20 protein-coding genes and 1 pseudogene are annotated in these 20,450 nt (G+C 62.5%); 14 read left to right on the forward strand and 7 right to left on the reverse strand.

What is annotated here, in order from left to right; genetic code table 11:
* The first annotated feature begins 44 nt into the window (after positions 1-44).
* Positions 45-1,970 carry a TonB-dependent receptor gene (locus F758_RS43310; protein WP_245286422.1) on the forward strand — a complete coding sequence of 642 codons (1,926 nt, stop codon included), beginning with the start codon at positions 45-47 and terminating at the stop codon, positions 1,968-1,970.
* A 241-nt stretch (positions 1,971-2,211) separates the two neighbouring features.
* Here the strand turns inward: F758_RS43310 and F758_RS0105160 are convergent, their stop codons facing one another.
* Together F758_RS0105160 and F758_RS0105165 are read right to left on the reverse strand one after the other, a co-directional pair.
* Positions 2,212-2,838, reverse strand: coding sequence for an alpha/beta hydrolase (locus F758_RS0105160; protein ID WP_024506857.1), 627 nt, complete (start codon positions 2,836-2,838; stop codon positions 2,212-2,214).
* The gene (locus F758_RS0105165; RefSeq protein WP_024506858.1) at positions 2,838-3,776 is read right to left on the reverse strand and encodes a ring-cleaving dioxygenase; all 939 of its coding nucleotides are present in this window, start codon (positions 3,774-3,776) and stop codon (positions 2,838-2,840) included. Before F758_RS0105165 ends, F758_RS0105160 begins: the two co-directional genes overlap by 1 nt.
* Positions 3,777-3,897: 121 nt before the next feature.
* Between F758_RS0105165 and F758_RS0105170 the strand changes: the two genes are divergently transcribed.
* The 9 genes and pseudogenes from F758_RS0105170 (at position 3,898) to F758_RS0105215 (ending at position 11,531) form a co-directional block, all read left to right on the forward strand.
* Positions 3,898-4,800, forward strand: a complete 903-nt coding sequence (locus F758_RS0105170; protein ID WP_024506859.1) for a LysR family transcriptional regulator — start codon at positions 3,898-3,900, stop codon at positions 4,798-4,800.
* Between the two features lie 213 nt (positions 4,801-5,013).
* Positions 5,014-6,171 (forward strand): GGDEF domain-containing protein, encoded by a 1,158-nt coding sequence (locus tag F758_RS0105175; RefSeq protein WP_024506860.1) that lies wholly within the window; start codon positions 5,014-5,016, stop codon positions 6,169-6,171.
* 327 nt (positions 6,172-6,498) lie between these two features.
* Entirely contained in the window at positions 6,499-7,527 is a 1,029-nt protein-coding gene (locus F758_RS0105180) for a LacI family DNA-binding transcriptional regulator (RefSeq protein WP_245286423.1), read from the forward strand.
* 64 nt (positions 7,528-7,591) lie between these two features.
* Positions 7,592-7,841: pseudogene (locus F758_RS51565) on the forward strand (FGGY family carbohydrate kinase); the annotation flags it as partial.
* The gene (locus F758_RS53175; protein ID WP_502689124.1) at positions 7,827-7,982 is read left to right on the forward strand and encodes a hypothetical protein; all 156 of its coding nucleotides are present in this window, start codon (positions 7,827-7,829) and stop codon (positions 7,980-7,982) included. The pseudogene F758_RS51565 and the gene F758_RS53175, both read left to right, overlap by 15 nt.
* A 12-nt stretch (positions 7,983-7,994) precedes the next feature.
* Positions 7,995-8,759 (forward strand): ATP-binding cassette domain-containing protein, encoded by a 765-nt coding sequence (locus F758_RS0105195; RefSeq protein WP_024506862.1) that lies wholly within the window; start codon positions 7,995-7,997, stop codon positions 8,757-8,759.
* Complete coding sequence (locus F758_RS0105200) at positions 8,759-9,841, forward strand: ABC transporter permease (protein ID WP_024506863.1); 1,083 nt, start codon at positions 8,759-8,761, stop codon at positions 9,839-9,841. Before F758_RS0105195 ends, F758_RS0105200 begins: the two co-directional genes overlap by 1 nt.
* A gap of 93 nt (positions 9,842-9,934) precedes the next feature.
* Positions 9,935-10,867: a sugar-binding protein gene (locus F758_RS0105205; RefSeq protein WP_024506864.1), complete on the forward strand. Its 933-nt coding sequence runs from the start codon at positions 9,935-9,937 to the stop codon at positions 10,865-10,867.
* 466 nt (positions 10,868-11,333) lie between these two features.
* Entirely contained in the window at positions 11,334-11,531 is a 198-nt protein-coding gene (locus F758_RS0105215; RefSeq protein WP_024506865.1) for a hypothetical protein, read from the forward strand.
* A 275-nt stretch (positions 11,532-11,806) separates the two neighbouring features.
* Here F758_RS0105215 and F758_RS0105220 read toward each other — a convergent pair whose 3' ends face one another.
* Both F758_RS0105220 and F758_RS0105225 read right to left on the reverse strand, forming a co-directional pair.
* On the reverse strand, positions 11,807-12,517 hold the full coding sequence (locus F758_RS0105220; RefSeq protein ID WP_024506866.1) for an LrgB family protein: 711 nt from the start codon (positions 12,515-12,517) through the stop codon (positions 11,807-11,809).
* Positions 12,492-12,911: a CidA/LrgA family protein gene (locus F758_RS0105225; protein ID WP_024506867.1), complete on the reverse strand. Its 420-nt coding sequence runs from the start codon at positions 12,909-12,911 to the stop codon at positions 12,492-12,494. The genes F758_RS0105220 and F758_RS0105225 overlap by 26 nt, the downstream gene beginning before the upstream one ends.
* A gap of 96 nt (positions 12,912-13,007) precedes the next feature.
* On the opposite strand from F758_RS0105225, the gene F758_RS0105230 reads away from it, so the two are divergent.
* Positions 13,008-13,901 carry a LysR family transcriptional regulator gene (locus tag F758_RS0105230; protein WP_024506868.1) on the forward strand — a complete coding sequence of 298 codons (894 nt, stop codon included), beginning with the start codon at positions 13,008-13,010 and terminating at the stop codon, positions 13,899-13,901.
* Between the two features lie 27 nt (positions 13,902-13,928).
* Here the strand turns inward: F758_RS0105230 and F758_RS0105235 are convergent, their stop codons facing one another.
* The 3 genes from F758_RS0105235 to F758_RS50710 form a co-directional block, all read right to left on the reverse strand.
* The gene (locus F758_RS0105235) at positions 13,929-15,461 is read right to left on the reverse strand and encodes a hypothetical protein (protein ID WP_157449870.1); all 1,533 of its coding nucleotides are present in this window, start codon (positions 15,459-15,461) and stop codon (positions 13,929-13,931) included.
* A 403-nt stretch (positions 15,462-15,864) separates the two neighbouring features.
* Positions 15,865-16,050 carry a hypothetical protein gene (locus F758_RS0105245; protein WP_024506871.1) on the reverse strand — a complete coding sequence of 62 codons (186 nt, stop codon included), beginning with the start codon at positions 16,048-16,050 and terminating at the stop codon, positions 15,865-15,867.
* Between the two features lie 132 nt (positions 16,051-16,182).
* Complete coding sequence (locus F758_RS50710) at positions 16,183-16,377, reverse strand: hypothetical protein (protein WP_024506872.1); 195 nt, start codon at positions 16,375-16,377, stop codon at positions 16,183-16,185.
* A gap of 332 nt (positions 16,378-16,709) precedes the next feature.
* On the opposite strand from F758_RS50710, the gene F758_RS0105255 reads away from it, so the two are divergent.
* From F758_RS0105255 to F758_RS0105265, 3 genes are read left to right on the forward strand one after another with little or no spacing between them, the layout of a single operon-like run.
* Positions 16,710-18,959 (forward strand): TonB-dependent siderophore receptor, encoded by a 2,250-nt coding sequence (locus F758_RS0105255; protein WP_024506873.1) that lies wholly within the window; start codon positions 16,710-16,712, stop codon positions 18,957-18,959.
* Between the two features lie 25 nt (positions 18,960-18,984).
* The gene (locus F758_RS0105260) at positions 18,985-20,118 is read left to right on the forward strand and encodes a PepSY-associated TM helix domain-containing protein (RefSeq protein ID WP_024506874.1); all 1,134 of its coding nucleotides are present in this window, start codon (positions 18,985-18,987) and stop codon (positions 20,116-20,118) included.
* Complete coding sequence (locus F758_RS0105265; RefSeq protein ID WP_024506875.1) at positions 20,115-20,333, forward strand: hypothetical protein; 219 nt, start codon at positions 20,115-20,117, stop codon at positions 20,331-20,333. Before F758_RS0105260 ends, F758_RS0105265 begins: the two co-directional genes overlap by 4 nt.
* Positions 20,334-20,450 lie beyond the last annotated feature (117 nt).

The raw sequence follows: 20,450 nt of genomic DNA on the forward strand, positions 1-20,450 counted from the left end.
TTGCTCAGGGTGCGCGGCTGGGACTGCTCGGAAACACTGATACCATGAAGTCACCGTTCAACGTGACAAGCTACACGGACAAGTTCATCCGGGATCAGCAGGCGGCGACGGCTGCCGATGCCTTGATCCTGGATCCTTCGGTGCGCAGTTCCCACCCGGCGGGCGGCATGGTCGAATCCTTCAACATTCGCGGCTTCCCCGTCAACGAAGGGAACAACGGTGAGTTTGCCTTCGAGGGCCTTTACGGGATCGCGCCGAACTACCGCATCTTCACGGACTACGTCGAGCGCATCGAAGTGCTCAAGGGCCCCTCAGCCGCGCTGTCGGGCATCGCACCCAATGGCGGCGTCGGTGGCGTCATCAATGTTGTGCCTAAGCGCGCGGGAGAGGACTTGACCCGCTTCACCGCGAGTTATGGCTCGGCTGCACGGTTCGGCGGTCTCTGGGACGTTGCAAGGCGCTATGGCGACAACAAGGAATGGGGCGTGCGCACCAGCGGCAGCCTGCGCGGCGGCGACACGCCCATTGACCGTCAGTCCGAAACGACGGGGGTCGGATCGCTGGCGCTCGACTATCAGGGCGAACGGTTCAGGTCTTGGCTCTACGTCATCGCCCAGACCGATCGGTTCGATGCTCCCTTGCGTCCCTTCCTCATGGCCCCCGGCCTACAAGTGCCGAAGGCGCCGGACGGTCGACTGAACGTGACGCAACCCTGGGAATGGTCGCGCATCAACGATCGATCTGCCTTGTTGCGCACCGAATACGATGTAAGCGATCAGGTTACGCTGTTCGCCGACATCGGCGGATCGCGGACCGACGTCGAGCGATTCTTCGGTCTTCCGACGATCATCAACACGCGCGGCGACACGACCTCGACGCCCCAGTTCTTCGGCCTAAGCGTTGATCGATACACATACGATGGCGGCGTCCGTGCCGGCTTCGATACCGGTTTCGTCCACCACGCCGTCGCCTTCCAGGCCTCGGTTTATCACGACGCGCTGAACCGGCGGCTCACTAACGGCAGTCTGGTCGCGTCGAACATCTATAGTCCGACCCTAGCGCCGGCCCAGTTCGCGAACGAGATCAGCGGTCGCCCTCGGCTCTCGGACAGTGACCTCACGGGGCTCTCGATTGCTGACACCTTGTCCGTGCTCGATGAGCATATCCTGTTGACTTTGGGTGTGCGGCGCCAAGGCATCGAGGCGAACAACTATCTCTCCAACGTCGGAACGCTGACGACGTCCTACGACAAGAGCGCGACTACCCCCGTGATCGGCCTCGTCGTCCGCCCCCGGGACAACGTCTCTCTGTATGCGAACTACATCGAAGGTCTCAGCCGGGGCGACGTAGCGCCGCAGGCAGCCTCCAACTTCGGCGAAGTGCTTCCGCCCTACATCGCCAGGCAATACGAGGCCGGCATCAAGGTGGACTTCGGCCGGTTCGCAACCACCTTCAGCGCCTTCGAGATCTCGAAGGCGAGCGGCGAGCTGTCCGCCGGGCGCTTCGCGGCGACCGCCGAACAGCAGGTCCGTGGGCTCGAGTTCAACGTCTACGGCGAACTCATGGCCGATGTTCGTGTCCTGGGAGGCTTTTCGCTGCTGGATGGCACCCTGACGAAGACCGCCATTGCGGCAAACATCGGCAACACGCCGATCGGCGTTCCGAGCGTACAGGCCAATATCGGAGCCGAATGGGATCTCCCCTGGGTGACAGGGCTCACTTTGAATGGGGCACTCATCTACACGGGCAAGCAGTTCGTCGATACAGCGAACACGCAGCCGATCCCGGATTGGACGCGGCTTGATCTCGGCGCCCGCTATACGACGCAGATCAACGGCCGCAAGACGGTTTTCCGCGCAAACGTCCAGAACGCGACCGGTACGGAATACTGGTCCAGCGTGGCCTCATTTGGAACGTTCTTCCTCGGAGCACCGCGCACGTATCTCCTGTCGATGACGGTGGACATGTAATCCCTGCCCTCAAAGTTTTGTCAGATGCTTCATGGATGCTTGTGAAGATCCGGCCATCCACGACAGCATCATGCCCAGGCGGTGAGCTGGACCAGGAGGAGCTTTTTGCACCTCGGGTCGTCGAGGCGGTGAAGGCGATTCACGATAGCTGTCGGTCAAGAACAGCTTCGAGACGGACGGGCGTTGAATGGCCATCCATCAGAGCCGAACTGTCCGACTGACAGTTCGGCTCCGGAAATAGCTAGACGACTTGAGCATCAACGCTGGCGATCCATTCGCGGGCCAGCCTGACGTCCGCCTGCGAGAGTTGGTGACCGGCCGGCAGGATTTTGTGGACCACTTTCGCGCCCGTATCCGAGAGCATGGTCGAAAGTCTGCCCGCATTGCCGGCCGGAACGATCGGATCTGCTTGCCCGGAAAGGATGAGCACCGGCTTGCCGTCGAGGCTGGCTTTCGGTGGATCCGACAGGGGCACCATCGCCCTTAGTAGGACTGCGCCGGCGAGTGCCTCCGGTTTTAGCAGAAGAAGTGCGGCCGCGATGTTCGCGCCATTGGAAAATCCCACCGCGATCGGCGGTTCGATGCCGTATCGTTGCCGTGCGCCTTCGACGAACGCGCCAAGCTCCAGAGCGCGCTTGCGAACGTCTTCTTCGTCGAAGACGCCCTCCGCGAGGCGACGGAAGAAGCGCCGCATGCCGTGCTCAAGGACGCGCCCGCGCGGCGACAGCAGCGCCGAACCCGGCGATATCATCGCGCCCAGATGTAACAAATCGTTCTCGTCTCCTCCGGTGCCGTGCAGGAGCAGGAGCGGGGGTGCGCCGGTCCTGCTTGCGGGCTCAAATCGATAGACGAATGAGGACTCGTCGATCATGACACGGCTCCTTCCAACTCGGGCAGGACACTCTCGATCTCGCTGCGATGCGGCTCAAGGAGGCTCGGCAGCTTCAGTGCACGTCCCAGTGTCTCGACCGGCTCGTCGACCGCAAAACCCGGGATATCGGTCGCGATCTCGAACAGCACGCCACCCGGCTCGCGAAAGTAGACCGACCGGAAGTAATTGCGGTCCTTCTGTTCGGTCGGGTGCAGTCCATGATTGTCGACGAGCTTTTGCGCCATCCGGCCTTGGTCGGCGTCGTCAACCGCGCGGAATGCGATGTGGTGCACCGAACCGCCGCCCTGATGGCCTCGCAGGAAGCCCTTCGCCTCGTAGATGTCGACCACGCTTCCGTTCGCGTCGCCGGCCACCTTGTAGCGGATGACCGAGCCTTCGCGAGCCGTCTCTTTGAAGCCGAACACGTCAGCAAGAATGGCCGCAGTTTTCTTGGCATCATCAAGCAGCAGCGTCACGCCGTGAAAGCCGCGGATCGCATGTTCGGCTGGTACGTCGCCGTTGCTCCAGGCCGGCTCATCTCCGGCCGTCGGCACGCCGACAAGCGCGAGCGCCAGGCCATCCGGGTCGGTAAACGGCAGAACCGATTCCCCAAAACGCTTCTCGAGAGCTTCGTAGCGGATGCCTTTTTCCTGCAGGCGCTGGGTCCAGTAGCCCAGCGAGCGAAGCGGCACGCGGAACGCGGTCTGATGGGTTTCGCCGACGCCTCTCCGGCCGGGGCGTACTCCCTGCCAAGGAAAGAACGTCAGGATCGTGCCCGGCCGACCGATCTCATCGCCATAATAGAAGTGATAGGTGGCCGGATCGTCGAAATTAACGGTTTTCTTGACGAAGCGCAGGCCGAGATCCCGCGTGTAGAAGCCGAAATTCCGAATGGGATCGCCGGCGATCGCTGTGACGTGATGAAGTCCTGACATCTCTTCCTCCAAATCGAACGAACAACGTCGTTTCGCCTGAGATATCGGGCGCCTTTGTTCTGAGGACAATCCGTGCTCTTATGGCGTCTGTGTCTACGTTTTGGCGACAATCGGGGAGTGGATGGACAAATTGGCAAGCCTGAGGGCCTTCGTGAAGGTCGTGGAAGGCGGCAGCTTCGCCGAAGCCGGCCGTCAGCTACGGCTCTCACGCTCCGCGATCAGCAAATATGTCGGAGAGCTCGAGGAGAGCCTCGGGGTTCAACTGCTCAACCGCACGACCCGGCAAGCAAGTCCGACTGAAAACGGGCAGATGTATTTCGAGCGCGCCGTCGTCATCCTCTCGGAGATCGACGCCGCGGACCAAGCTGTGACGCAGCTGCAATCGTCGCCGCGCGGTCTGTTGCGCATCAACGCGCCGATGTCATTCGGCACGATGCGCCTGGGGCCGGCGCTTGCCGATTTCATGGCGAAGTATCCCGATCTGCAGCTTCAGCTTGTACTGAGTGACGATCTTCTCGATCCTATCCAGGACGGCTTCGACGTCACGCTTCGCATTGCCGAGCTGGAATCCTCGAGCCTGATCGCCCGCAAGATTGTTCCGGTCGAGCGGGTGGTGTGTGCATCACCTGACTATCTGAAGCGCCATGGCACACCAACCCATCCGAGCGATCTGCGCGATCATATCTCCCTGACCTACGGCTTTCTATTGACGGGCAATCAGTGGAAGTTCGCGGGCGGCGACGGCGTCCACTGGATTCAGCCGGCCTGGTCGCTGTGCGTCAACAATGCGGAGGTGCTACGCGACGTGGCGCTCAAGGGCAGGGGCCTCGCGCTGATACCGACGTTCATCGTGGCGGACGCCCTGAAAAATGGCAGCCTTCAGGCCGTCCTTGCGAACTATTCGGCGCCGCCACTCGCCCTATACGCCGTCTATCCGCCCACGCGACACCTCGCGGTCAAGGTCCGGCTCTTCATTGATTTTCTCGTCGAACGGTTCGGATCGGGGGCCAACGGACCGAGCTAGTCGGTGCTTCTCTTGTGCGACCAGCGATTGCCGGGCGCGAGGCCGTGTTCGTAGAGGGCGTTGTTGGAAACACGACGGAATCGAGCGGAAGGCGAACATATTGTGTTCGCCGAGCATGCGAGAGGAAAATTCCTTGCAATTTAGGGATATCTTCAAGGGGATCACAACCGGCCTACTTTATGCCGCTCCAAAGGAGTGGGGGGCGCGGGGGTCATGGTCCTCGATTTAAGAACAATCTATGTTGTCGCTTCGTTAACTTTGGCGTTGCTGGGAGCGCTTCAGCTCGCAAGCTATTTTATCGGCCGTTTCGGTCACTGGCCGCTGTGGTGGGGCCTAGGCAATATCCTAACCGGTATCGGCACGTTCGCCATTGCGCTTCGTGACATCGCTCCGGATTTCATCTCGGTCGATCTCGGCAACTCCGTGACATTGGCAGGTTACGTCTGCATGCTGCCGGCCGTTCGCGTATTTGCGAACCGTCCGACACACTTGCGGCACGTTTTTCTTTCGGTCCTCGCGGGCATTCTCATATGCGTTTTCGGGCTTGATGGAGCGTCGGACACCTGGGGCCGTATCATTTTCGGTTCGGTCATCTACTGCGTGGTCGACCTGGTCATTGTGCGCGAAGGCGTCCTGCTGGGCATGCGCGAGCGGCTCTATTCCGCGTGGATTCTGGCGGGTCTTTATTTGCCGTCTGCTCTGATCTTCGCTGCTCGGGCCTTGCTGGCGGCCACGGGCGAAATCGGCCGAGAGCGGTTATTCGACGGCAGCAGTGCTCACAGCTTGCTGGCAATGTTCGCTGTCCTCTTCATCGTGCTGCGCAACATGGTCATGATGCTCATGGCGGCGGAGCGAAATCACCACCAGCTAACCGCATTTGCGAACAGCGATCCGCTGACCGGTGCGCTCAACCGTGCGGGTCTGGCACGCGCCTATGCCGAACTTGGGACGGCGCGGGTCACGGCGTTACTCATCGACATGGATCATTTCAAGTCGCTGAACGACAAGCATGGTCATGCGGCAGGCGACGAGCTTCTTCGGTTGCTCGTGGATGTGATCAAGATCCATCTTCGGCCCGGGGATGTTGTTGCGCGAATGGGAGGCGATGAGTTCGTCGTGCTTCTTGGCAACGCTACGCTGGGTGAAGCCACAGAACTGGCCGCGGATATCAGCGAAGCGTTTTCGGCGGCTGTCGGTGCGCAGGGCATTCTCACGGTCCACCCAACGCTCAGCATTGGTATCGCGCGTCAATCGGCCGTCCCTATGACTCTCGATGCAATTCTTCGAAACGCCGATGCGGCGCTCTATCGATCGAAGCAGCAGGGACGCAACCGGATAGAGGCTCACGTAGAGGAGGCTCTGGCAGCTTAGCCGCGGTTCTATGCTCACCGATGTGGGTATGGAAGCTCTTGCCCTCGAAGCTCGTCACCTCGCGCCACCCAGTATAAAGGCCGGACCTCGGAATGTTCGCTAACGGCGCCGGGTGGCATCTTTATGGAGCGCCGCTCTCACGGGCGGCGGCGCTCCCCTGCTTTTCGCCCCTCACATTGCCGTCGTGCCCGGCGTACACGACGGCGCCCAAGCAGTGGCGGCATCTCCGGTCGCGCAACCGGAGCACGAAAGCGGTGATCTGTCCCTCAATATGAGTTGCGTACCTCAACTGACCTCTGCTAGCCTTCATCTATGAGGGAGAGGGACGTGCCCGCCGTGCTGACGCTAAAGGACATCGCCCGCCAGGCCGGTGTCAGCCTGGCGACCGTCGACCGCGTGCTGCACAATCGCCCCGGAGTGCGGCCGGACACGGTTCGCCGCGTCAAGGAGGCGATCGAGCGCAACGCATTTCAGCCTCATGTGGCGGCAGCGGAGCTGGCCCGCGGCCGCACCCGGCGCTTTGCCTTCGTGATACCGTCGGGTCCGAATTTGTTCATGCAGCAAATCCAGTCCTATCTCGGCGAGATGTCGGCTTGGCTCTCGGCCCGCCGTCTCGCGATCGATACGGTCGCAACCGACGTCTTCGACGCTTCGGTTCTCGCCTCTTCGCTGGACGCGCTGGCCGATGACTATGACGGCGTCGCCGTGGTTGCATTGGACCATCCGAGCGTTCGCGCGGCCATCAACGATCTCGTCGATGCCGGCACCAAGGTCGTGACGCTGGTCTCCGACGTGCCCTCGTCGCGCCGCCATCATTATGTCGGCATCGACAATATCGCGGCTGGCCGCACGGCTGGCGCGCTGGTCGGCCGGCTCGTTGGTGTCCGCAAAGGAAAGGTCGCGATCATCGCCGGCTCGCGAGGCTTGCGCGACCATGCCGAGCGCATTTTCGGCTTCAGCCAGGTGATGACGTCCGAGTTTTCCGGGCTCGATGTGCTGCCCGTCCTCGAGAGCCGCGACGACGATGGCCGCTCGGAGCAGCTGATGACACGCTTGCTCGGCAAGCACCCAGACATCGTCGGCCTCTACAATGTCGGCGCCGGAACGGCCGGTGTCGCCAAGGCGCTGGTGGAGCAGGGCCGCGAGAAGCAGGTGGTCTTCGTCGGCCATGACGTGACGGTGTTGACGCGCAAGCTATTGTTGCAGGGCGTGATGGCTGCGGCGATCTCGCAAAACCCGGGCCATGAGGCGCGCGCCGCCGTGCGCGTGCTGCTCGCGCTTGCTAGGGGGGAGCCGATCCTGAGCGAACAGGAGAAGATTCGAATCGATATCGTGATGCGGGACAATCTGCCGTAGGCGGCTTTTGCGGAAAAGGCGGCGCAGTTCGCACACCGCAAAACAGGCCGGAAGGGAGGAAGGCGTGTATCTCGGACTGGACATCGGCACCTCCGGTGTCAAAGCGGTGCTTGTGAGCGAGGGCGGGCGCGATTGTCGCGATCGCCTCACGCGAGCTTGCGCTGTCGCATCCCGCGCGGCTGTAGTCCGAGCAGGATCCGGATGCACGGTTCGAGGCGGCGATCGGCGGGGTCGATGATCTTGCGCCCGCCCATCCGCGCGAAGTCGCACAAGTGCGCGGCATCGGCCTCTCCGGCCAGATGCATGGCGCCAGCGGTGCCGAGGGCCGCGCGATCCCCGCGGGCGAGCGTTCGCTCGCTGATCTCGTCGGTCGTGCACTCGCGCCCGGGTTCGATCCAGAGCCGCGTTCGGGACCCCAGCAATATCTGGAATCGCTGGTCAACCAGCATGTCTGAGCGAGGCCAACCATGGTAACCACTCACGCAGCCGGGGAGCCGGTCCTGGAGCTCAAAGGTATCGGCAAGGAGTTCGGCGCCATTCGCGCGCTGCACGGCGTCGATATGCGCATCTTGCCCGGCGAGGTGGTTGGTTTGATGGGAGATAACGGCGCCGGCAAGTCGACGCTCGTCAAGATCATCGCCGGCAATTTCCCGCCGAGTCAGGGCGAGATCCGCTTTGACGGGAAGGCGGTTCATTTCGCCCGTCCCATCGATGCACGCGCGGTCGGAATCGAGGTCGTCTACCAGGACCTCGCGCTCGCCGACAATCTCACGGCAGCAGCCAATGTCTTCCTCGGCCGCGAGCTCAAGCGCAAATTTGGTCCGTTCGCGTTTCTCGATCACAAGGCGATGGCGGCGCGTGCGCTGGAACTGTTCGGAGAGCTGCGCTCGGAGACCCGTCCGCACGACCTCGTCAAGCAGATGTCGGGCGGCCAACGTCAGGCGGTCGCGATTGCGCGGACGCGGCTGTCCAACGCCAGGCTCGTGATGATGGACGAGCCGACGGCCGCGATCTCGGTCCGTCAGGTCGAGCAGGTTCTTGGCCTGATCCATCGCCTGAAGGAGCAGGGCGTGGCCGTAATGCTGATCTCGCACCGCATGCCCGACGTGTTCGCGGTCTGCGACCGCGTCATCGTCATGCGCCGCGGCGAGAAGCGCGCCGACAAGGCGATCGGCGACACCAGCCCCGAGGAAGTGACCTCCCTCATTACCGGTGCGAAGGAGGCCGCGTGATGGCCACGCCGATCGAATCTCCCATCACCTTCACCAATGTCGGCAAGGCCAGATGGTGGCAGAGCGGCATCTTTGCCTCGCAGACCGGTTACGTCCTGCTCGCGCTTGTGGCGCTGTTCGTGGTGATGAACTTCGCCAGCCCCTATTTCTTCACCGAAGGCAATATGCAGAATGTGGCGAAGAATTTTTCCTTCATCGCCATCGCCACGCTCGGCGTGACCTTCGTCATCATCACCGGCGGCATCGATCTCTCGGTCGGCTCGATGATGTGCTTTTCCGCGATGATCACCTCGATGGTCATGACGCAGCTCTCGACACCGGGCATGCCTGGCGCGGAGTGGTTCGTGCATTTGGCCGCTGACGACAAGACCGTGATTGCCAATGTGCCTGGTTTGATCCTGCTCGTCTCGGTCCTGGCAGGGCTTGGCGTCGCGCTGATCGTCGGCCTTGTCAACGGATTCTGCATCGCGGTGCTTGGGCTGTCGCCTTTCGTCACGACGCTCGGCATGCTCTCGATCGTGCGTGGACTGGGCTACGTCGTCAGCAACGGCCGCGGCAGTTTTCCCGGTGGGCCCGACGCCAACTATTTCTATGCGCTGACATCGGGCGTTGTGCTGGGCATGCCGGCGCCGTTCATCTATCTCCTGGTTCTCGCGGTGGCGATGGCGGTCGTGCTGCATCACACCAGTTTCGGCCGCCACGTCTTTGCCCTCGGCGGCAACGAGAAGGCGGCCGCTCTGACCGGCATTGCGGTCGTGCGTGTGAAGATCGCCGTCTATGTGATCTGTGCGCTCGCAGCGGGTCTGCAGGGCATCATCATCTCCGGCTGGCTGGGATCGGCGCCGGCAAACATGGCGACGTCCTACGAGCTCAACGTCATTGCGGCCGCCGTCATCGGTGGTGCCAATCTCGCCGGCGGCGTCGGCGGCCCGCTCGGGGCCATCGTTGGCTGCGTGCTGCTCGAGGTGATCCGCAACGGCCTCGTGCTCGCGCAGGTCAGCTCCTATTGGCAGCAGGCTCTGGTGGGCGTGATCATCATCGTGGCGGTGCTGGTCGATCGCATCCGATCGCGCATGATTTGAGAGTTCCTCCCGGAGGATAACGAAATGATCGTCTATCCGCCTCCCGGAGCCACAGCTTTCAAAGGGATAGGCACAAAAATGTGGAGGGAAGAGATGAGAAAACTTCTTCTTGCCGGTATCACTGTCGCGATGATGGCGACGCCGGCGTTCGCCCAGAGCTACAAATTCGTGATCGTGCCCAAGGCCATGAACAATCCGTTCTTCGATTTCGCGCGCGACGGCTGCCAGAAACGTGCCAAGGAGCTCGGCAACATCGAATGTATCTACAAAGGTCCTGTCGAGCACGAGCCGGCGACACAGGCGCAGATCATCCAGGATTTCATCACTCAGAAGGTGGACGGCCTGGCCATCTCGGTCGCCGATGTTGCCGCGATGACCAAATCGATTCAGGCGGCAACGGCGGCCGGGATTCCCGTCATCACGTTTGACTCGGACGCGCCAGGCTCGAAGCGGATTGCCTATATCGGCACCAACAACAAGGAGTTCGGCCTCGCGCTCGGCAAGCAGTTGCTGAAGCTCCGGCCCGATGGCGGCAAATACGCGATGGTCTCCGGCGGGCCGGGTGCGGAGAATTTGGCCGAACGCGTCAATGGCGTCCGCGAAGCGCTTAAGGGTTCGAAATGGACCGAAGTCCCGGGCTCGCCGACTTTCTGCAATGACGACCCCGCGCTTGCCGTGCAGCAGATGACGGATCTGCGCACCGCGACTCCCGACCTGGCGGCGATCATCCCGGTTGGCGGCTGGCCAATGTTCGCGCCGGAAGGCTTCAGGGCGTTCGCCAGCAAGAGCAAGCAGGACATGGACGCTGGCAAGTTCACGCTCGTCGTGGCCGACACTCTCAAAATGCAGCTCGAGCTTCTGAACGAAGGCTATGCCAATGCGCTGGTCGGGCAGCGTCCGTTCGAGATGGGCGAGAAATCGATGGATACTCTTCTTGCAATCAAGAAGGGTCAGAAGGTGCCGGAGATCATCTACACCGGTCTCGACGTTGTGACGAAGGACAACGTTGCGACGATGTTGAAGTAGGGACGCTCGCAGCCCCGACGTTCCTGCGCGCCTCTCCCCGTTCCGGAAGAGGCTGGTGGGGAGCCTCCGCCCACTCACGCCAAACGGGGCGAGGGGCTCCTCACCACATCGCCGCGTTCTCGACGATCGGGCCTGTAATGCATAAGCGTTTTTCATTCGACCGCTCCCTGGTTGACGGAAGTAGGGAACCCCTCTGAGACGGAAAGAGACTAATCGGAGCGGCGGAGGGCGGTGGAGCCTCTCGTGGATCAGCTCCGCGGGCTCGGCCTCGAGTTGAGGGGAATGTGGCGCGACAGCGACGTGCGCAGCGATGGCGAGGAGGCCAAGAGGTTCTCGGCCCGATCGCGTTCGAATGCACCGTCTGCGCCGTTGATGGCCGATCGCTTCAAGGGCGATCCAGGAGTATTTGGCGGCAGAAGCTTAGGTTCTGCCGTCGCCGGTCAGTCAAGAACAGGCAACACCGTTCATGCTGAAAGCCTACGATGCACCGGACTCCGCATCTGCCGAGATCGCACATTCCATCCATGTGCTTACTGTGGAGAACGGCGCCATCTCCACGTTGACGCTCTTCGCAAAGCCCCTGGCGCACAGTCTGTTTCCGGTTTTCGATCTCCCCGACATCATTCCCGCTGCAGCCGACGATCTCCCGAATTCCGGATTCTGATCAAAGACTGCGTAGCTGCGCCGCCAAATTCGGTCAGAGCTTCCGCGTTCGAAAGAAATCGCGGTCACAGAAATTCGTCGCGCTCACGGTCCTGCTCGCGCTCCTTTGCACTGGTCAGCCTGGCGAGCTCCTAAAAGCCCTCACTTCCACTTCCGACGCCTTTGTCGCCATGGCTTGTCGACAGCCATTGCCGTGCGTCCCGCGGCGGGGGAAGGCATGCGGTGCCATGCGCCTTCGTCGAAGAAGCATCGCGGCCGTGGCGCCGTTCGGCACCACTATCTCAGGAACTGAACGATGACGGGTGCAAGCGCCACGTTCATCAGTCCGACCAGCACCATCACGAGACCGGCGATGGCTCCTTCCTCCCGACCGATTTGGTGAGCCCGGGCTGTTCCTGCCCCATGCGCGCCGACACCGAACAGCGCGCCTTTGGCCAGCCTTGAATGCAGCGGTAGCCGCGCCAGCACCACGTCGCCGACCGCCGCACCGATGATGCCGGTGAGCACGACGAACACCGCGGTGAGATCAGGTATGCCGCCGATTTCGCCTGACACCTCCATGGCGAATGGCGTGCTGATCGAGCGCGGCAGCAAGCTGAGGCGGAGCGCCCCATCGATACCCAGCAAATCAGCGAGTGCCCAACTCGATGCGATCGCGGTGAAGCTGCCTGCGATCATGCCCACCAGCAGCAGCGGCCAACGACGGCGGATCAGCACCCGCTGCTCATAGATGGGGACGGCGAAGGCGACGGTTGCGGGGCCCAGCAGTGCCACCAGCCAGTGCGTGCCGCGGATATAGTCCCGGTAGGACTCGTGCAGGATGAGAGCGGCGAGCATCAGCAGTGCCGGCGCGACCGCAAGAGGCATCAGCCACCAGCGCGGCCATTTGCGATGAAGACGCTTGGCCAGGAAATAGAACAAGATGGTCGCCAGCGACCAACCGGCGGCCTGCGCAAGAGGCTCATGCCACAGGGCGGGTGCGTTCATCGCCGTTGCTCCAGCGGTAGCACAGATCGACCGTCAGGGCGGTCACGCACATCACCGCCGTCGTGCTGACGAGAATGATGGCGAGGATTTTCAGGCCCAGCACGCCCATGAACTCGCGGTGATCGAGAAGCGCCAGTACAGCCGGTACGAAGAACAGCAGCATCTCGGCCAGGAGCCAATCGGCGCCGCGTTTCATGCTCGCAACCTTGAGGCCGCGTGCACACAAAACAGCCAGTGCCAGGGCCATGCCGACAATGCCGCCAGGTATCGGCAGCCCGCTCATTCGGGCGATCTGTTCGCCGGCAAGCCAGAACGCTCCCATCAGGGCGATTTGCAGCAATCGGCTGCGGCGCAAGCGGTGGCGTGCGAGGACCAGCATGTTGCGGCGCGACATCGAGAAATCCAAAAAACTTGTCCAAAGCACTATATCTCGCGGTGCAGCATGTATAAAATGAATTGATTGAATGGATTAAGTCGCTATCGGAATACGATGGAACTCAGGACGTTAAGAGCCTTCGTGGAGGTGGTTCGCCAGGGCGGCTTCTCCCAAGCGGCCAAGGTGGTATTCGCCACGCAATCCACCGTCAGTAAGGCGGTCAAGCAGTTGGAGGATGAACTTGGTTTGCCCTTGCTTGATCGGCTCGGCCACCGAAGCCGGCTGACAGCTGCAGGAGAGATCGTCTACCGCCGGGCCATACGGCTCTTGGCCGAGCGGGATGATCTTGAGGCCGAACTCAAGGAGTTGCGCGGACTGACACGTGGGGTTTTGCGACTCGGCCTGCCGCCCATCGGCAGCAGCACGCTGTTTGCCCCGCTGTTCGCTCTCTATCGCCAACGCCATCCCGAGATCGAGATCAGGCTGGTCGAGCATGGCAGCGACCGCCTCAACGAGTTGCTCCACGCAGGCGAGATTGATTTCGCCGGTCTGCTGCTGCCGATCGCGGAAGAGTTCGCCTCGCAGGCCGTGCGGCGCGAGCCGCTGATGGCGCTCTTGCCGGCCGATCATCCGCTCGCCGGCAAGCCCAAGGTCACGCTAAGCGACCTGCGTGATATGCCGTTCATTTTGTTCGAGACGGGTTTTGCCCTCAATCGGATCATTTTTGATGCGTGCCGTCGCAACGGCTTCGAGCCAGCGGTCGCGGCGCGCAGCAGCCAGATCGACTTCATCGCCGAACTGGCGGGCGCGGGGCTCGGCGTTGCCTTTCTGCCGCGGATGATTGCCACTCAGCGAACACAGGTGCCGATCAGTCTCGTGCTCCTCGACGAGCCCGGCGTCGAGTGGACGATGGCGATGGCGTGGCGACGCGGCGCCTATCTCTCGCCTGCGGCCGAGGCCTGGCTGGCTCTGCTGCGCAGGACTTGGGATGGTGACGGCTCGATCTGATGGTGCGGTTCGAACGGGCAGGGCGCCTCAATCGGCCCCTTTCCGCAGGCGCGCGATCGTCCCAGTCAGTTCGGCCGCGAAAAGGGACAGCATCAGGCCCACCATCGGCACTGCGGGAATCAGATAGCGCCCGATGTCGAGGGTGTGGGCGCAGGCGGCGGTCGCGATCGAAGCCGCCCACATCACGACCACGATGCCTGCGCGCGTCACGAACTGAGAGCGGCGCCGACGCCCCACAGCCGTTACAGTCCAGAATATGACTGCGATAACGAAGGTGGCGGACAGGGCTCTGAACAGATAGGTGGAGAGGCCTGGGACATCGGAGAGCAGGCCGATCCGAACGGGTTCGCCCTGCAACTCCGTCGGCGGAATGTTGCGGCCGTGCCGCGTCATGATGTCCGACACGTGCGGTACGTCGTCGGTCGAGATCGGTATGGCAGGGTCGAGCCCGTAGGACGGCCATGCGACCGACGCCCCATAGGCCATCTGACGCAGGACCTTGTCTGCGTAGGCCAGCGGCCGGTCGCGCACGGCGGCCAGGAATATGCGCCGATAGGCTGCGGCCGCGCCGACGGCGTCCCCGTCCGCGACGTCCCGATCAAGTGCGGTGTCGAACAGGCACGCGTCGCCGAAAAACCCAAGCACGGGCCAGCGACCCGGCTTCGCGGCGAAGTCGGCGTCAAGCCGCGCCATGGTGGCATCGGCGCGGTCGCCGGCCACTGATGCGATCTCGCGTCGCGCTGCATCGCTTGCAAGCACGATGTTCAGGTGATTGCAGAACAGTGTCTTGGGTACGAATACGGCCGAGGCCTGGTCGGAAGCGGCAGCGCCGAACCGGGAGCCTGCCACAAGGAGCGCCAGGGCCATCGCAACGGACACGGACATCACGGCAAAACGTGTGACGGTGCCTGGCCGGGCCAGCCAAGCACCCATCAGGATGGCGGCGATCGGGACCAGGAGCCCTTGCGATCGGAAGCAGGCGGCGAGCGCCGCGCACAAGACAGAGGCCGCGACCGCCCAGCACCGCGCCGCATTATCGACGCAGGTGGCAACAAGCAATCCAGCCGTTGCCAGATTGAGGAAGACCGCAAAGAGAAGCTCTGCGGTGAGCACGTTCCTGAACAGCAGCAGGCCCGGATAGGTCGCGACCAGGATGACTGGCACGAGCCCAACGGCGCCGCGCGTCGCCATCCGGGCGGTCGCTGCCAGCGCCAGAACCAGGACGCACCACGCGGCCTCTTGCACGCGCACCACTGTCCCGAGATCGCCTCCGAATGCGAACGTCGTAGCGAGGAATGCCGGGTACCCCGGATCGCGCCCACCCGCCACGGTCGGCCGTCCACCCTCAAGCGTGAGAAGCGCGGACTCGACGAAGGACGGCGTGTCGCCCCAGATGACCGGAACCGCCGGCCTGAACGACACGACCATGGCCACCAGCAGCGCGGTCCAAACCAGGACGGACCATCGCGAAGAGGACCCGATGCCGCCCCAAGAGGCGGCTCCACCGGCCATACGCGCTGGAGCTTTGCTGTCGGACCGCACGGTCGCCGTCCACTCCACCCGGTTGAGCTTCCTCCAGCTTCACGCGACGCAAGGCGCCGTGCAAGGCGATCGGAGGACCGCCGCCAATTCGATAAGCAAAAAAAGAAAAAGGGCCGCCTGCGATGGCAGGAGGCCCAAGTCTAGGGAGGAAAACGCCCAAGAAGGGCAGCGATAGCGTGATCACGCTATCGCATGGGTCTATATGGGACTGCGCTGCACAAATTCAAGATCTTATGGCGGCCGTGTCCGCGCGGCGCGCACAGAAGAAAGGTTCCTAGCAGGGAACTCCCGGATAGCGTGGCGAAGAGCCCTGGTTACCTTTTTTCACTGGCTTGTCGACGGCTCAATGCTCCGAACGCCCACAGGATGTTCCTGTTTTAGGAGCGCGGGTGGAAATCCGTCTCGGTGAAGCCGCTCGCATTCACTGCGAGGTTTCGACGTCGGTTGCTGCGTCTTCGAGCACCTCGGTGTGCTCAAGCCCCGCGATAGCTTCGCGCGTTCCCCAGCAATGCGCTACTCGCATTTCGGGGTGATCGGCCTCCAGCGTCCGGTACTGATAGATAATCAGTCCGCCTTTGGGGCGCTCTTCACGGGGATCGAGCCACATCCACTCTCTTGGGAACATCTCTCCGATCGCCGCTCGCTGAGTCACGTCTGATGATCTTACCCCGCAAGCCTGACGTGAACCTTACAGGAAGGCGATCCATTCCGACCCCTGATCTCCCCGGATGAACCCCACTTAGCGGACCATCATGGCATTCGAGTTCGTCATCACGACCGGCTTGCCGGCTTTGATGACATGGGCCGTCTGGGTGTAGTCCACATGGCCGCGGGTCGCGACGCCCAAGGCTGCCACCGCAAGACCGGCCACCAGCGCTACCACCACGATCTTCAGGTGGGTCGCACGGTCGGCTGAATGGAGCGAGTGGTTCATCTTGAGCCTCCCAGGCGTCTCGAGGCGCCGGTGTGTCGGATGGAGGCTTAGCCTCAATATGTTTCAGACTGGTTTCGCGCCTTTCCCAAAATGGTTTCGTTCGCAGAAAGAGTGGATTCATCATGCGCGCCCACCCGGTCTCGCTTCGATTCGGTGCGCTCGTCGCGGCGTGACGGGAAGTTTTCTTGAAGCATTCTAAGACGGGTTCTAAGAGGTATTCCATTAGGTGAAGCGCGAACCATCGCATAAGCGTCGCCGCAATGGCCGGGTTGTCGATTCCGACGAGAGGCCGAAGCATTCAGGGTTGGGGTGGCGCGTTGAATTCGTTGGGTTTGTTGCGGATCGCCGCATTGGCGACCGCGTCCGCTTTGGTTTTGTTGCCGCAGGTTTCTTTCGCGCAGCAGGCAGGCACGTCAAGCACGCAATCCGGCGCGGAAAGTCTTCCGCCGGTGACGGTCCGTCCAAGCGAGCCGCGGCGCCGGGCCGCCTCGCAAGCTGAGCGCCGCTCAACACGCGTGATGCAGGCGAGCAAGCCGCAACCGCAGCCGCAGCGCAATGTCGGATTTGTCGAGAGTCCGCGCGGGCCGATTCAAGGCTACGTCGCCAACCGGAGCTCGTCCGGTACCAAGACCAACACACCGATCATGGAGACTCCGCAGGCCGTCTCTGTCATCGGCAGCGAACAGATCCGGGACCAGAAGCCGGGCAAGTTCGACGAGATCCTGCGTTACGCTCCAGGCGTCCTCGCCGGGACGTTCGGCGCCGACAGCCGCAACGACTGGTTCCTGATCCGCGGCTTCAAGTCAGATGACATCGGCTTGTTCCTCGATGGGCTGCAGCTCTTCTACACATCCTATGCGAGCTGGAAGCTGCAACCCTTCAATCTCGAGCGCGTCGAGATTTTGCGCGGGCCGTCCGCGGTGCTGTATGGCGGCTCGAGCCCCAGCGGCATCGTCAATGCCATCAGCAAGATGCCGCCGGCCGAGCCCATCCGCTATCTCGAGACCGGCGTCAACAATTTCGGCAACGGCTATCTGTCGTTTGATTTCGGCGGGCCGGTCGCAACGGCGGCTGATAGCGGCAAGCTCTATTACCGGTTGGTCGGGCAGGTTCAAGGGGGCGGGACGCAGGTCGATTTCACCCCGAACAACAACTTCTTCATTGCGCCGTCGGTGACCTACAAGCCCGACGCCGACACGACATTCACTGTGCTCGCCTCAGTGTCGAAGAACGAGACCCGCAGCCAGAACTTCCTGCCCTATATCGGCACTGTTGTTGCCGCACCGTTCGGCCGTATTCCGACCAGCCTGTTCACCAGCGAGCCCAGCGCGGATACCTTCAAGCGCGAACAGGAGATGATCGGCTATCAGTTCGAGCGTAATCTCTCCGACGATGTCACGTTCCGGCAGAACGCCCGGTTCGCCCATGTCGACGTGACCTTCTCGACCCTCTTTGGTATCGGATATGCGACTACGCCGGCCGCCGCCAATCTCGCGCGAGCCAGCTTTCTGACGCACGGGATCGGCAATCAAGGCGATCTCGACAGTCAAGTCGAATACCGCTTCAACACGGGCATTCTCAGCCACACCACGCTGTTCGGCCTCGACCTCAAATATTACGGCCTCGACGACTGGCAGGGCTCTGGCGCGGCCACATCCATTAATCTGCTCAACCCGGTCTACACCCCAACCGCCCAATTTAGCGGTGCGCCGTTTGCGGACAGAACGTTGATGCAGAAGCAACTCGGGACCTACGTGCAGGACCAGATCAAGCTGGATCGATTCACGCTGGTGCTGAGCGGCCGAAACGACTGGGTGACGACGACGAACGATAACCACATCGGGGTCGGCCAGAGTCGCGACGACAGTCAGTTCAGCGGTCGCGCCGGCCTGATCTACAATTTCGATTTCGGATTGGCTCCCTACGTCTCCTATGCGACCAGCTACAACCCGGTCGTCACCGCCACCGCGAGCGGGCAATTGGCGGAGCCGGAAACCGGCCAGCAGGCCGAGGTCGGTTTGAAATATCAGCCCAATGGATTCAACGGACATTTCGGCGTGGCGTTGTTTGATCTAAAGCGCCAGAACGTCCTGACCACCGATCCGAACAACGCTTTGCTGCAGGTCCAGAATGGCGAGGTCACGTCGCGCGGGCTGGAGTTGGAGGCGATCGCCAATGTCCTGCCCGGGCTGAAGCTGGTCGGCTCCTTCACGACCTATGACCTGTTCATCAGCAAGGACCTGAACCCGGCCTTGATCGGCAAGGCGCCGACCGCCACGCCCACGCAGATGGCGTCGGCCTGGGCGGACTACACGTTCCAGGAGGGGCCATTGACCGGCTTCGGCTTCGGCGGAGGCGTGCGCTACATCGGCTCTTCCTTCGCCGACAACGCGAATACGCTCGAGGTTCCAGCCGTGGTGATGGGCGATGCTGCAATTCATTACGAATGGCAGAACTGGCGCGCGGCCCTGAACGTCAGCAACATTTCCGACGAGATCTACGTTGCGAATTGCTCCTCTCCCACTGCCTGCTTCTACGGCGACCGCCGCCGCGTGACGGCCAGCCTTGCCTACAAGTGGTGACATTGGGCCGCGGGGGAGACGAGCAGTGAAGGCGCGAACCGTCAGGCTCTGGTCGCTGGTCCACACCTGGTCCAGCCTGGTTCCGACAATGTTTCTCCTGCTGCTCTTCGTGACCGGCCTGCCATTGATCTTTCACGATGAGATCGACGAGCTCCTCGGCTATGCACCGCGACCGGAGTCCAGCGCCGGGTTGCCGCCCGCGCCAGTGCAGCGGATCGCGGATGCCGCGCTCGCGGCCGACCCGGGGAGGGTGCTGCAATACATCTCCTGGGACAAGGACGAGCCGGGCCTGGTGACCGCAATTACGAACAGCGCCGCGAACGGCAAGCCCGACGATGCGACCGTCCGGGCGTTCGATGCGGTGCGGGCCAAGCCGCTCGGCCTGGTGGGCACAGGCCCGATGCTCATCATCTTGAAACTGCATACCGATATGTTCGCCGGCCAGGCCGGCAAACTGTTTTTGGGCGGCATGGGATTGCTCTTGCTCGTCGCCATCATATCGGGCGTTGTGTTGTACGCGCCGTTCACCCGCCGCTTGCGCTTTGCGACGATCCGCAGACACAGCTCGCGCCGGGTGAGGTGGCTCGACTGGCACAATCTGCTCGGCGTGGTGACGATCATGTGGGCGCTGGTGGTCGGCGCCACCGGCGTCATCAACACCTGGGCGGAACTGATGTTGAACCAGTGGAAGACGACAGAGCTCGCTCAGATGGTGGCGGCTTATGGGGGCAAGTCGGCTCCCTCGCACCTGGCCTCGCTGGATGATGTGGTTGCCCGGGCGAGGCAGGCTGCGCCGGGAATGGACATCGCCTTCATCGCTTTTCCGGGAACGCCATTCTCGAGTTCCCACCATTTCGTGGCTTTCATGCGCGGCAATACGCCCCTGACGTCGCGCCTGCTAAAGCCGGTGCTGCTCGACGGTGAAACGGCCGTGGTCGCCGATAGCCGTGAGCTGCCGTTCTATCTGCAGGCACTCCTGCTGTCGCAGCCGCTGCATTTCGGCGACTATGGCGGGATGCCGCTAAAGCTGATCTGGGCCGCGCTGGACGTCATGACGATCATCGTGATCGGCAGCGGCGTCTATCTCTGGTTCGCGCGGCGGCGGAGAAGGAGCTCTGTCACATCCGCCATGCCCGTTCTGTGCCGGCAGCAAGAATGACCGCTCGGCTCATTCCGCTGGCCCGCGGGCTCCGCGTCTTCGGGGCGCCTCTGATGATTGCGGCATCGACGCTGGCCGGCCTCTTGGCCGGGTTGCTCTTGGGCGACACCGGCCGTTATTTGTGCTGGCCCCTGGTCGGCTGTCCTGTGCTGGTGAGCGTCTGGGCCTGGGGGCGGGGGCGCTCGCGACTGGGGCAATTCGACCGCCGACGGTAGCGGATCCGGGAGCCGGCCGACCCGCAAAGATCCCTGCCGGCCACCCAGCCATGATCACTCGGCTTTGGCGGAGAGCGAATTTTTTCTGGGGATGTCGGCGGCCGCTCAGCGCCGGCT

Origin of the sequence: Bradyrhizobium sp. ARR65 (genome assembly GCF_000472385.1) — a bacterium.
Lineage (GTDB): Bacteria > Pseudomonadota > Alphaproteobacteria > Rhizobiales > Xanthobacteraceae > Bradyrhizobium.

Excerpts from the sequence above, each read along its gene's own strand:
- F758_RS0105230 (WP_024506868.1), top strand. The coding sequence starts at position 13,008 with ATGGAACTCAGGACGTTAAGAGCCTTCGTGGAGGTGGTTCGCCAGGGC.
- F758_RS50710 (WP_024506872.1), bottom strand. The coding sequence starts at position 16,377 with ATGAACCACTCGCTCCATTCAGCCGACCGTGCGACCCACCTGAAGATC.
- F758_RS0105170 (WP_024506859.1), top strand. The coding sequence starts at position 3,898 with ATGGACAAATTGGCAAGCCTGAGGGCCTTCGTGAAGGTCGTGGAAGGC.
- F758_RS0105195 (WP_024506862.1), top strand. The coding sequence starts at position 7,995 with ATGGTAACCACTCACGCAGCCGGGGAGCCGGTCCTGGAGCTCAAAGGT.
- F758_RS0105215 (WP_024506865.1), top strand. The coding sequence starts at position 11,334 with ATGCTGAAAGCCTACGATGCACCGGACTCCGCATCTGCCGAGATCGCA.
- F758_RS0105220 (WP_024506866.1), bottom strand. The coding sequence starts at position 12,517 with ATGAACGCACCCGCCCTGTGGCATGAGCCTCTTGCGCAGGCCGCCGGT.
- F758_RS0105225 (WP_024506867.1), bottom strand. The coding sequence starts at position 12,911 with ATGTCGCGCCGCAACATGCTGGTCCTCGCACGCCACCGCTTGCGCCGC.
- F758_RS53175 (WP_502689124.1), top strand. The coding sequence starts at position 7,827 with ATGCATGGCGCCAGCGGTGCCGAGGGCCGCGCGATCCCCGCGGGCGAG.
- F758_RS43310 (WP_245286422.1), top strand. The coding sequence starts at position 45 with ATGAAGTCACCGTTCAACGTGACAAGCTACACGGACAAGTTCATCCGG.
- F758_RS0105200 (WP_024506863.1), top strand. The coding sequence starts at position 8,759 with ATGGCCACGCCGATCGAATCTCCCATCACCTTCACCAATGTCGGCAAG.
- F758_RS0105165 (WP_024506858.1), bottom strand. The coding sequence starts at position 3,776 with ATGTCAGGACTTCATCACGTCACAGCGATCGCCGGCGATCCCATTCGG.
- F758_RS0105245 (WP_024506871.1), bottom strand. The coding sequence starts at position 16,050 with ATGTGGCTCGATCCCCGTGAAGAGCGCCCCAAAGGCGGACTGATTATC.
- F758_RS0105265 (WP_024506875.1), top strand. The coding sequence starts at position 20,115 with ATGACCGCTCGGCTCATTCCGCTGGCCCGCGGGCTCCGCGTCTTCGGG.
- F758_RS0105205 (WP_024506864.1), top strand. The coding sequence starts at position 9,935 with ATGAGAAAACTTCTTCTTGCCGGTATCACTGTCGCGATGATGGCGACG.
- F758_RS0105175 (WP_024506860.1), top strand. The coding sequence starts at position 5,014 with ATGGTCCTCGATTTAAGAACAATCTATGTTGTCGCTTCGTTAACTTTG.